General features: G+C 59.3%; 5 protein-coding genes and 6 pseudogenes. 7 read left to right on the forward strand and 4 right to left on the reverse strand.

The features are described from left to right. Window positions 1–279: pseudogene (locus EN964_RS11630) on the reverse strand (aldehyde dehydrogenase family protein); the annotation flags it as partial. Between the two features lie 727 nt (window positions 280–1,006). Here EN964_RS11630 and EN964_RS11640 point away from each other — a divergent pair. From EN964_RS11640 to EN964_RS11660, 5 genes and pseudogenes are all read left to right on the forward strand, one after another. Next, window positions 1,007–1,345 carry a helix-turn-helix transcriptional regulator gene (locus EN964_RS11640; RefSeq protein WP_236383572.1) on the forward strand — a complete coding sequence of 113 codons (339 nt, stop codon included), beginning with the start codon at window positions 1,007–1,009 and terminating at the stop codon, window positions 1,343–1,345. Further along, the gene (locus EN964_RS11645) at window positions 1,335–2,651 is read left to right on the forward strand and encodes a type II toxin-antitoxin system HipA family toxin (RefSeq protein ID WP_127206482.1); all 1,317 of its coding nucleotides are present in this window, start codon (window positions 1,335–1,337) and stop codon (window positions 2,649–2,651) included. Before EN964_RS11640 ends, EN964_RS11645 begins: the two co-directional genes overlap by 11 nt. A 1,441-nt stretch (window positions 2,652–4,092) precedes the next feature. After that, window positions 4,093–4,629, forward strand: a pseudogene (locus EN964_RS38480) (IS21 family transposase); the annotation flags it as partial. Between the two features lie 7 nt (window positions 4,630–4,636). Beyond that, window positions 4,637–4,950 (forward strand): annotated as a pseudogene (locus EN964_RS38485) (ATP-binding protein); the annotation flags it as partial. Window positions 4,951–5,142: 192 nt separating this feature from the next. Further along, window positions 5,143–5,793 (forward strand): hypothetical protein, encoded by a 651-nt coding sequence (locus tag EN964_RS11660; protein ID WP_127276375.1) that lies wholly within the window; start codon window positions 5,143–5,145, stop codon window positions 5,791–5,793. Here the strand turns inward: EN964_RS11660 and EN964_RS39385 are convergent. Beyond that, window positions 5,737–5,985, reverse strand: a pseudogene (locus tag EN964_RS39385) (integrase); the annotation flags it as partial. The gene EN964_RS11660 and the pseudogene EN964_RS39385 overlap by 57 nt on opposite strands. A 760-nt stretch (window positions 5,986–6,745) precedes the next feature. Then, a pseudogene (locus EN964_RS11670) lies at window positions 6,746–7,065 on the reverse strand (transposase); the annotation flags it as partial. A 642-nt stretch (window positions 7,066–7,707) separates the two neighbouring features. Here EN964_RS11670 and EN964_RS39390 point away from each other — a divergent pair. Together EN964_RS39390 and EN964_RS11675 are read left to right on the forward strand one after the other, a co-directional pair. Then, window positions 7,708–7,878 (forward strand): annotated as a pseudogene (locus tag EN964_RS39390) (transcriptional regulator domain-containing protein); the annotation flags it as partial. Window positions 7,879–7,993: 115 nt separating this feature from the next. Next, complete coding sequence (locus tag EN964_RS11675; RefSeq protein WP_224570032.1) at window positions 7,994–8,509, forward strand: DUF2285 domain-containing protein; 516 nt, start codon at window positions 7,994–7,996, stop codon at window positions 8,507–8,509. 784 nt (window positions 8,510–9,293) lie between these two features. On the opposite strand, the gene EN964_RS11680 is transcribed toward EN964_RS11675, so the two are convergent. Next, the gene (locus EN964_RS11680) at window positions 9,294–10,769 is read right to left on the reverse strand and encodes an NAD-dependent succinate-semialdehyde dehydrogenase (RefSeq protein ID WP_127266911.1); all 1,476 of its coding nucleotides are present in this window, start codon (window positions 10,767–10,769) and stop codon (window positions 9,294–9,296) included. Window positions 10,770–11,191 lie beyond the last annotated feature (422 nt).

An 11,191-nucleotide genomic window follows, 5' to 3' on the forward strand; every position in this document is an offset into this window, starting at 1 on the left:
CGCCTGGACCGCACCGTCAACAGCACCGTCAATGTCGGCATCATCGAAGATGATGAAAGGTGCATTGCCGCCGGTTTCAAGGCTGACCTTCTTGATCTGGTCAGAGCACTGACGCATCAGCAGCCGTCCGGCCTCGTTCGAACCGGTAAAGCTGATCTTTTGAATCTTGGAATTGGTGCAGAGTTCACGGCCCACGCGATCACCTTCGGACGCATAGATCCAGGTTGACCACGCCATCGGGAAAGCCGGCCTGATGGCGAGAGCAAACATTGCACCTAGCCACGCCACGATAAGATCGAGCGCGGCTTCGTTGCGTGCGGGTCTGTGGTCAGTGGAGGGCGGAGGAAAAGCGCTCGGCGTGCTCGCCCTCGCGATACCACTGGTTCGCGCCGGCAAGCGCCAGTTTCTGAGGCAAATCGCCGAACAGCTGGTAGAGCCTTACTCTCAGGGCTTGGCATCTATGTCGCCTACGACCGCCACATGCAGCCCGTCGCGTGCGAAAGCGGCTTTGTGGAAGGCGCTTAGATCGGAGGGCGTTACGCTAGTCAGGCTCCCTTGGGCGGTCTCGAATACGGATGCGTGCCGTAGATTCCGCGCCGCCAGGCCAGCTCGGCGATCGCATGAGGTTCCGCGCTCATTGGCAATGATTTCGGAGAGAAGCTGGGCGCGTATGCGGTCGAAAAGTGCTGGTGTAGCCGGCTGCGGGTCCCGCCACCGAGAATGTCGGCCAGCAGTCGAGCGCCGCGGCCTCGCACCAGGGACCGCCCATGAATGACTCATGCGAGGCGTCTCAAGGCTGTCCGCGATCCAGCGCCAGATCTCCGCCTCGCCCGAGGGGCGCAGAGCTGGCCGGTTGTGCAGGAGCCGTAGGCAATATCCGCCTTCCTCGTTCGGATGGGTAACGCTTGCGATACGGAGTCTTGACTTTGGCAGTCGCTCTGTGACATTACCTATATAAAGTTCTAAAGAAGGCGATATGGATCATGCATAGGTCACAGAGACCCGAATGAAGGCAACGTATAAACGCACCTATTCGCGCTACGCGATGGAAGCGCTTGGCCTTTTCGGTAAGACCATCCGGCTTGGCCGGATGCAGCACCGGTTAACCGCACAGGAGTTAGCCGAGAGAATCGGTGTTTCACGCAGCACCCTGCAGCGCATCGAGAAGGGCGATCCCAAAGTCGAAATCGGACTGATGTTCGAAGCTGCTGCCATTGTCGGTGTGAAGCTGTTCGATGCCGACGGCAAGGGCATCACAGCCCTCACAGGCCGCATGGACGATCGCATCGCGCTGCTGCCGAAGCACGTCTACAAGGCCAGCAAGCAGATCGTCGATGAGTTCTAAGGTCCCCAAGTACGACGAAGCCTATGTCTGGGTCTGGCTGCCGGGCGAGACCGCGCCGGTTGTCGCCGGGCGGCTATATGCCCATGACGGACTCGTCAGCTTCAACTATGGCAGGAGCTTTCGTGAACTGGGCAGCGCGATCCCGCTTTATCTCCCGGAACTGCCCCTGAAGGCAGGCGAATTGCCTTTGCTTCCTGGCCTAACCATGCCGGGATGCATCCGCGATGCTGCCCCTGATGCCTGGGGACGACGGGTTATCCTAAACCGCAAATTCGGTGTGAAGGGCGATGAAATCGCGCGGCTCGATATTTCAGAACTGACGTTCTTGCTGGAATCAGGCTCGGACCGCATCGGCGCGCTCGATTTTCAGTTTTCGCCCACGCATTACGAGCCGCGCGCACTGGCCAATGCCACTCTCGAAGAGCTTGTCCAATCGGCGGAGCGGGTAGAGAAAGGTATTCCGCTCACCCCCGAATTAGATCAGGCGCTGCATCACGGCAGCTCGATCGGCGGCGCAAGGCCAAAGGCGCTGATCGAGGATGACGCCGTCAAGCATGTCGCGAAATTTTCCTCGTCTGCCGACCTTTACAGCGTCGTCAAAGGAGAATTCATAGCCATGCGGCTTGCCGCCTTGTGCGGCATCAGAGCGGCATCCGTCTCGCTCGTTCGCGCCGCAGGCAACGACGTGTTGCTCGTCGAGCGATTCGACCGGATCAAGGTCACGGGCGGCTGGCAACGCAAATCCATGGTCTCAGCGCTGACGATGCTCGCGCTCGATGAGATGATGGCGCGTTACGCCAGCTACCAGGATTTGGCGGAGATCATTCGCCACCGATTCACCGCGCCGTCGGAAACTCTGCGCGAGTTGTTCAGCCGCATTGTCTTCAACATACTTTGCGGCAACACCGACGATCATGCCCGCAACCATGCGGCATTCTGGGACGGGGCTAAGCTCACCCTCACGCCTGCGTACGATATTTGTCCGCAGGCCCGCAGTGGCCAGGAGGCCAGCCAGGCCATGCTCATCAGCGGCAATAACCGCATGAGCCGGATAGCGTCCTGCCTTGAAGCGGCGCATCACTTCCTGCTCAGCGCGCCGGAAGCTCTTGCGATTGTTGAAGGCCAGCTCCGATGCATTGCGGAGAATTGGCCGCGTGTCAGCGAGGAAGCTACGCTATCCGGCATAGATCGCAATCTGTTCTGGGGCCGACAGTTCCTCAATCCCTACGCTTTTACGGCGCTGGAAGGAAGCGCCGACGTTCTCCGCGCTCTGGCTGACGAACTACGCAACAGTGTTCACGCCTGATCCGGCGCTGGATTTCGGACAAGCTCGGCAAGCGCAAGACGCCACAATATGGACAACCCTTGCCGTGCCAGGACGAAGATTGAACAAACGGCTCTTCAACAGTGACAACGTGCACTGCGGAGAGATGTTGAGCTGACACCGCAAAAGACCAAGACGCGCGACTTCCCGCGATACAACTCCACATAACTGAGCGTCTACAAGCGGTGCAGCCAGCCAAACATCCAGCCATCAAAGCGATGATCGTCTGATCTTTTGCCGATGACATCACGTGGGGGAAGACTTGTTCGAGCGCTTGCCGCTTCATATCGATACCGGCCTGGGCGTAGCGCATCGTTAGTTCAGCCCGAGTGGCCTGGCCATCGACTGATGGTGGCGATGTCAACACCCGCCTTGACGAGGTGGATGGCCGTCGTGTCCCGCAAAGGGCGATGATGGATGCTCTTTTCCGCCATGGTGGTTCCTTCGCCCGCAGCCATGTGTGCGCAGCAAGTATCGAACACCGAACCGGGTGAGCAGTGTGGGGCGGTCGTTGCTTTGCTCGGCGGGACAGGGCGATACCAGACGAAGGTCACAATCGAAGATTCAGGATCCCTGAACTCGTGCATCCGTATTGAACATCAGCGAAAACAGAGCGTAATCCCGCTGTCCAGAAGGCGTGCGGCGGTCGATACGCGCCAGGACGCTCTTGATTTCCGGGCTCATCGAGATATTCGACAGGTGCCACCCACGCGCCCTCTTGAAGGGAAGTGTCACCACCAGTTGCAGCGTATCCTAATATTCGGGGTGCTCCGAAATCAGGAACCGCGCAAAGGCATGCATCGCCGCCAGCCTTGCATTGCGGGTCGCAACTGCCACGCTCGACCTCAAGTGATGTGAGAAAGCTGCCCATCCTGTCGGTATTGATGTCGGAGACCGCTTCTTTCAAGAATATCTTCCCGCTCTCCCGCGGCATGAGCCCGTGGCATGCTTCGGCCCAATGCTGTGGATTGATGTTTCTTCATGCCACAACCTCGCTGACGAGACCGCCGAAAGCCCCTTCAAAGCGGTCGGTGGCGATCTCTCGCAGCTTTGGAAGGTAGTGCATTGATTTTTCGTGGAATGGGGACCCTGTTTAAAGGGTGATTTTCGTCCAAACGGGACCCCTTAACGATGGGGTCATCAAGATGCCTCCGGCTTGATCGGAGGCATTTGTGTTTTGGATGTTGGTTTTAGAGACGATTGCAAAGATACGTCGGCTGTCGCTGGTCCAGGGGAAGTCGATCAAGGCGATCTGCCGTGAGCTGAAGATGTCGCGCAAGGTGGTGCGCAAGGTCCTGCGTTCTGAGGAGACGCAGTTCCGCTACGAGCGCAAGCACCAGCCCTATCCCCGCATGAGAGCTCGGCGTGAGACGCGGGACCGGCTGCTGTCGGCGAATGCGGCCAAGCCGCAGCGGGAGCGGCTGCCGGTCGCTTCGACGGCTTCCATTGCATTCCCCCGTCGGTGTCGAAGACCTGCACGGTGCGCTTCGACAACAACAAATACTCGGTGCTGTCGAGTGCCGTCGGTCGGCCCATCGAGATCCATGCTTATGTCGATCGGATCGCATCCGCCAGAGGATGGCGTGGTCGTGGGAGAACACGTTCGCTCCTTTGGCCGCAACGAGGTCGTCTACGATCCCTGGCACACGGCGCGCGCCGTTCCTTGGCTGGGTCGTGCGGTCGGCAATGGAGAAGGTGCGGCGCAGCTCAAGGCGGTTGATGACGTCGACCGGCAGATGGTGTTGATCCTCACCTGGGTGCTGACCGACGGATTGAGCGCGGTCGAGGCCGCCTGTCAGGAAGCCATCGAGCACGGTGCATCGTCGGCGCCGGTGATCCTCAACATCCTGGCCCGCAGCCGCGATCCGGCGCCGGGCACGATCCTTTCCATTCCCCAAGCGCTGAAGCTAGCTCACGAGCGGTCGCCGACTGCACCCGCTATGACAGTCTCAGGAGGACAAACAGCCATGGAACGCACCGAGGTACTGGAACTGATGGGAGCGCTGAAGCTCTACGGAATGCGCAGAGCCTATGACGAGATCATGGGCGCGTCGCCATCAAGCGACGGCACGAGCCGCCCAGGATTGTCGGTGATCTCTTGCAGGCCGAGATATCGGAGAAGCAGGCCCGCTCCATCAAATACCAGTTCGCTGTCGCCAAGTTGCCGCTGGCCAAGGACATCGACGACTTCGACTTCGCCGACACGCCGGTCACCCCCTGATGCGCGATCTCGCCCGGCCGCGCCTTCGTCGCCGATCAGCGCAACATCGTCCTGGTCGGCCGCCTTCACGGGTCACCCAACTCGCGCGGAAGGTCGACCGCATTGCGACGGGCGCGTGTCGACTTCCCAACAATGTCAGACAGGAGACGCAACGCTATCGGAGCGATCGCATTGCCCGAAACGATTTTCCCAGTTGGCACGACAATTGCGGTCCTATGCGCAAAAGCAAACTAGACCTGAGAGCCGCACCGCATGAATGTAGCCTCCCAATATCTGCCGCTTGTGGCGCATCACGAAGCCGGGCACGCGGTGGCCGCCATCGTTTTGCACCGTCAGACGTTCGACGACGACCGTGAACTCCCTGCTTTCTCAAGTGTTAGTATTTACCCCGACGTCGGTGACGGAGAGTGCGGTGGTGTTGTCGAAGGCGCGGGTTTTTATTCAGCGCAAGGATTCACCTCGAAGCGAAAGCCGATTTTCGAGGACGATATGGATCGATGTTTGGAACGCGATGATGCGATCCGGGAGATAGTTGCGTGTCTGGCAGGTCCTTTTGCAGAATCCGCATTCGAAGGCTATCTGGACCCGCGCGATATGGCGATGAATGCGTCCGATGGGAATGAGGGGAGCAGCGACTACGCGGATGCCAAGCGAATCTATGGTGAGTTGCGGTTCCTGATGCCGCGCCGCCCCCGTTGGAGGCGGATCGAAGATCGCACGGCCCGGCTAGTACTCGATCACTGGTCGGCCATCGAAGCATTGGCCGCGCATTTGCTGGTCAAGCATGATCTCCAATTCGATGAGGCTCTGACGATTGTTGCGCCGCATCTTCCGCCATGCCAGCAGCTACGCCGCCAGAGCGTCATCCGCAGCCTGCTTGATCAGCCATTCGATGTGATTTGACCACATCTGCAACACCTCGCGCTTCTCCTTGACGTTGCTATAGAGATTGTAGATTTCGCCAATGTCTGTCAAGGACGCCGCCTTGTGATTCAGTATGTGCTCGATGACGTGTGGCAATACCTGCCGCCTGCCGAGATTTGTCGCGAGCGTCCTGCGCAGATCGTGAAGGGTCCAGTTCTCCAAAGCCACCCCGTCAGTATTGACCTTGCCGTCTAGAGCCTTCTTGCCCTTCGCGTAGCCTGAGAAGTGGCTTCTTTCGTTGCCCCTCGCAGGGAAAAAAACGTGTCATTGGTCTTCGGTACCGTCTGGGGGACCGACACCGCCAGTGTGGACAGCGGAATAAGCGTAGGCTCTTCGTTCTTCGTGCGGTCACCCGATAGTTCCATGTTCCGGCTTCAAGGTTGAGGACCAACGCATCGCGGCAACTTCCGTACGCCTCTGTCCGGTCAGAATGAGCAGCTTGACGATGGAGCCGAACGAATAGCCGATATCGCCCGGTTCGGGCTCACAGCCCGTTCATATAGCCGCCAGTTCGGCATCGTTCACCACTCGCTTGCGCTTGACGATCGGGGCCGGATCCGGATTTTCCAATCCCTCGCGGGGAAACCGCGGATGAGCCGTTGCGGCGGTTTGCGACACCAGTTGAAAAATGCCCGCATACACCAGAAGGCCGTGTTAGCCGCTTGCGGGTGACCCCCGGCGACGATCTTCTTTGTGATGTTAGCAATGTCGGTGTCGATCACATGGTGGATAGAGCGACTCCCGAGGGCAGGCACAAGATACCGGTTCAGGCTGGCCTCGACCAGTGCGGTGTTTTGAGGGTCGTTACTCGGCGGCCTGGAGGTGACCGCCATCGCCGTCCTCGGTATCGTCAGCGCTGATATGCGCCTGATCGGCAAGGAAGGCTGGCAGTTCCGATGGAGCTATGCTGGAATTTGGGTGACGAGGCTGATCAAGCGGCGCTCTGCGGCTTCGTTTCGATGACCTGGATTCCGTCCAGGAACCGGCACCTGCGATGAGTTTCGGCAACTGATTTTGTCCTTTCAATCGTCGCCACTTCCTGGCCGCGGCCAACAGCTTGAAGACCATCAGCTGGGCGGTTTTCGAGGATAGCGAGCCCTTGGTACGCACCGTGCGATAGCGAACGGTTGCAAAGACGCTTTCGATGGGATTGGACGTTCGCAGATGATCCCAGTGTTGGGCGGGGAAATCGTAGAGCGCCAGCGACGCATTCTGATCTTTCGTCAGGCAGTCGACCGCCTTGGCATACGCCTCGGCCTCCATCTCGATCGCATGTGCAAGCAATTTGCGCGCGCCGCTGCGAAGTACATCCGTCAGGGTATCATCGATTTCGTCGGGCTGACGAAGGCGAACAATGTGTTGATAGTCTCGTTCATGGCGTATCACTCTCCTTGAGAGGTACTGGCAGGCTTCATCACCCGCCTCGATACGCCGCTCTCCTCAAGCCGCCATCATCCAGTTTCCGCCATGGCTCCCCCTGATTGATCCGCTTCACCTGTGCAACTGCACAGGCTGCCCTAGCGGGGAGATTGGCCTCCAATGGCGAAAACTTGCCGCAGGAGACCCTCCGATGACCGTGCCTATGGCGCCGCCGCTACGACAACTTGCCGACAAGCAGCGTGCGATCCACTGCCGCGCTACTGCGCCTTCAAGGGACGTCTGGATCGCGACGCAGGAGCCGATGACCGTTACGGGATCAATTCCAGGTCGCGCTGGCCGTCGCTGTGCCAGTTCGACGGTCTGGTGGCAATTTGGGCACATCTTCTGTCGCCGACAGTGGCGATGGCTGACGCTTCAACGAAACGGGGTCTTCGACGTCTGCTGCCTTCGCCGATGCTTTGCGAAGTGGCATAATGTTTCGACTCACGCAGGCGCGGGCAGGGGATGTCAGTCATGAATCTCCTGACTGGCGCGGATCAGGCCGATTGGCGGGATGAAAGATCATACGACTACACCGCTGGCCTGACGCTGCGGGAGTGGGCTTGGGAGTTCTTACGCCGCAATCCAGCGTTCCAGCGCGATCTGACCGCTGCGCGCCAGCATTGCAAGACTTGGTCTCTCCAATCCTTTCTCGATATGGTCGCGTCGGCCGGCGACCTGTCACGCTGGGGTGTTCTGTTTCGCGGAGTCTTGTGGCCGCGCTTCGGTCGTATTCTGGTGTCCGCTCTGGTGCGTCCATGTGCTGCCGGTCATTGCGGAACGGTTGCCTGCCTCGTCGCCGACACCGCCGTTCGAACTCTCGGCATTGCCCTGTCGTGCAATCGTCCTGCTGGCGCCCGACAAGAGCCAGCATGTTCTTCTTCGCAATGCGGACCACGCGCTGCAGCTCGCCGTCTCGGGCGCGAATATCCTCCACCCTGTTTGCCTGCATACGCAAGCCATCTGGCCCGCGGTGCTTTTAAAGCATCGACTGAGGGGACTGGAGTGCCTCAATGCTCTCAGTCTAGGGCAACAGTTGCCCCCCCGCTTGTTTGCGCCGGAAAAGCGCGGCGTTCGTTTGTCCTTCGTTCTTCGTGCGCTCGACGGTTCGCTCGCCGGAGCACCTCATCGCGAGCTCGCCGAAGTTCTCATCGGTCAACGGCGCGTCCATGCCGACTGGGCGGATCCTCGCGATCATCTGCGCGACCGCATCCGTCGGGCCGTCTCGCGTGGCCGCGCGCTCATGAATGGTGGCTACAGAGATTTCCTAATTTGAAAAGCGACAGTCCGCGCTGTGCGTCGGTGGATGAACGTTCGCTCGCAGCTGTACCCGTCACCAACAGTTCGCCCGCCGACAGGACTGCATGGCGCCTTGCAAGTGCGCTCTGGTCTAGCTTGTCGATGCCGAAATGAGATGGGCGAGGGTGCCAAGGCGGTGGTTCATTAGGGCCGGCCTCGACCTGGACGCACATCATTGGTCGGAAAGCGGCGTGCACCGCAATGTCGCCATAGCAGCCAAGATCCTTTGAGGCCGGACCTGCAGTCCTGTTGGACCGGCGGGTGCAACAATATGGAGGGATCTGAGGCCTCACACCGTTCCCTGGTCGACAGCTCGGTCAACATAGCACCCACCGCTTTATTATGGAAATGGTGTGCCTGGAGTGCAGCGAGTAGCGGCTTGCTGCGCACTGTCCTAAGAATAGCAGTCATGACCCGTCTGGGGTTCTGCAACACGACGATTCAACCGCTTGGGCATTGTCGCATATCCCACAATGTAGAATGCGCAACAGGGCAAAAGCTGATCCATCGGCGGTTTATCAATGCTTTTTGGCTTGGCACGGCACATGCAACGCAATCGGCAAAAGGCGCACGAACTGAGTGGCCCATCGGCCCTAGGAGCGCTGACTTATGCCCTCCCAAGGCATGTCCGGCCCGACAGCGAGCTCAGTCTCCTGCCGGGCATCCGTGTTTCAGGTCAACGGCGTTTGGAACTTCCAATTAGGTGGCGGCATTGACCGCAGGCCGCCCCCCGGTGGGGCGGAGAGACAGTGCAGCAGGTTTCAAATCCCGCCCATGCAAAGATATTTCATTTCCAGATAGTCCTCGAGGCCATGACGGGAACCCTCCCGCCCGATGCCGGATTGTTTGATCCCGCCAAACGGTGCCGCCTCCGAGGACATGCGTCCCGTGTTGATGCCAACCATGCCATATTCCAGAGCCTCTGCCACACGCCAGACCCGCTTCAGGTTTGAGGCATAGAAGTATGCGGCGAGGCCGTAGATCGTGTCATTGGCCTCGCGCACGACCTGATCCGCATCGTTGAAGCGAATGATCGGCGCGAGCGGCCCGAATGTCTCCTCTTGCGCGACTGCCATGACGCTGGAAATCTCGGTGAGGACCGTGGGTTCGAAAAACGTGCCATTCTTGCCGATACGCTGGCCCCCGCATCGTATTGTGCCGCCTTTCGCAATGGCATCTGCGACGTGAGACTCGATCTTGGCCAGAGCATGCTTGTCGATGAGCGGTCCGATGTCCACTCCGGCATCGAATCCGTCGCCAACCGACAAGTGCCGGATTCTTTCCACGAATTTCTTGACGAACTCATCGTGAACGCTCGATTGGACGTAAATGCGGTTCGCGGAAACGCAGGTCTGGCCGGCATTGCGGAACTTCGCCTGGACCGCACCGTCAACAGCACCGTCAATGTCGGCATCATCGAAGATGATGAAAGGTGCATTGCCGCCGAGTTCAAGGCTGACCTTCTTGATCTGGTCAGAGCACTGACGCATCAGCAGCCGTCCGACCTCGGTCGAACCGGTGAAGCTGATCTTTCGAATCTTGGAATTGGTGCAGAGTTCACGGCCCACGCGATCACCTTCGGACGCATAGATCAGGTTGACCACGCCATCGGGAAAGCCGCCCTGATGGGCGAGGGCGAACATTGCGCCAGCCACGAGCGGCGTCTGTTCAGCGGGCTTGAGCACGATTGTGCAGCCCGCAGCCAAGGCCGGCGAGATTTTGCGCGCCACCATGGAGGCCGGGAAATTCCATGGCGTGATCGTGCCAACAACGCCGATGGGCTGCTTGATCACTAGCATTCGGCGGTCTGTCGAGGGTGCCGAGATCGTCTCCCCATAGACGCGATTGGCCTCCTCGGCATACCATTGCAGATACGCCGCCGCATGCGATACCTCTGAAATGGCTTCGGCAAGCGGCTTGCCCATTTCCGCAGTCAGAATCGCGGCGAGATCGCCTGCATGGTCGATGATCAGCTGATGCCATCGCCAAAGAACGTCGCTACGTTCTCGGGCCGTCAACGCGGCCCATCCCGACTGCGCAACATAGGCCTTGTCTACCGCAGCACGTGTCTCCTCCACGCCCATATCGGGAAGCTCTGCCAAAACTTCGCCGGTCGACGGATTGACGACCTCGAACGTCTTATTGCCAACTGGTCTGCCGAGTGCCGGCAGGCGGTCGATGGCTCCAAACAGGTGCGGGGATTTCAGACGGCGGATCATCGGCAGGCACAGGGGCAATACCGGATTCCTCCTCAACGCAGCGAACATCCAGGTCGACAGGCCGTCAGTGTGTATTCTGCACCAGTGGGTTCGTCGTAGGGCCTCGGCAAAGCAGCTGGTAGACCACGCTAGCCCGATGAAAAGACAGCAGTTTCGTTAGTTTGAGTGCCCGCGGTTCATCAATTGATGGATTAAGCAGTCGGATGTTTGCTTCATCCACCATGCCTGCTGGTGGCATGCGACTGAATTCTGCAAAAAGGCGGCATACATGCTGAGGAGCGCCATTTCGGCGAGAGGCCGCCGGACCGCCAATGCCGCGCAAGGTCGGCGAAAACGACTCCGCGCGTCTGCATGATCTGCTTGGCCCACGGGCCTCCAACGCTCTTCCCACGAGAAGCCCCGATGAAGAAGGAAGGTGTGATGAGTTTCGTTACTCATCC

The sequence above is a fragment of the Mesorhizobium sp. M7A.F.Ca.CA.001.10.2.1 genome (assembly GCF_003998575.1).
GTDB lineage: Bacteria > Pseudomonadota > Alphaproteobacteria > Rhizobiales > Rhizobiaceae > Mesorhizobium.

Excerpts from the sequence above, each read along its gene's own strand:
- EN964_RS11640 (WP_236383572.1), top strand. The coding sequence starts at position 1,007 with ATGAAGGCAACGTATAAACGCACCTATTCGCGCTACGCGATGGAAGCG.
- EN964_RS11645 (WP_127206482.1), top strand. The coding sequence starts at position 1,335 with ATGAGTTCTAAGGTCCCCAAGTACGACGAAGCCTATGTCTGGGTCTGG.
- EN964_RS11660 (WP_127276375.1), top strand. The coding sequence starts at position 5,143 with ATGAATGTAGCCTCCCAATATCTGCCGCTTGTGGCGCATCACGAAGCC.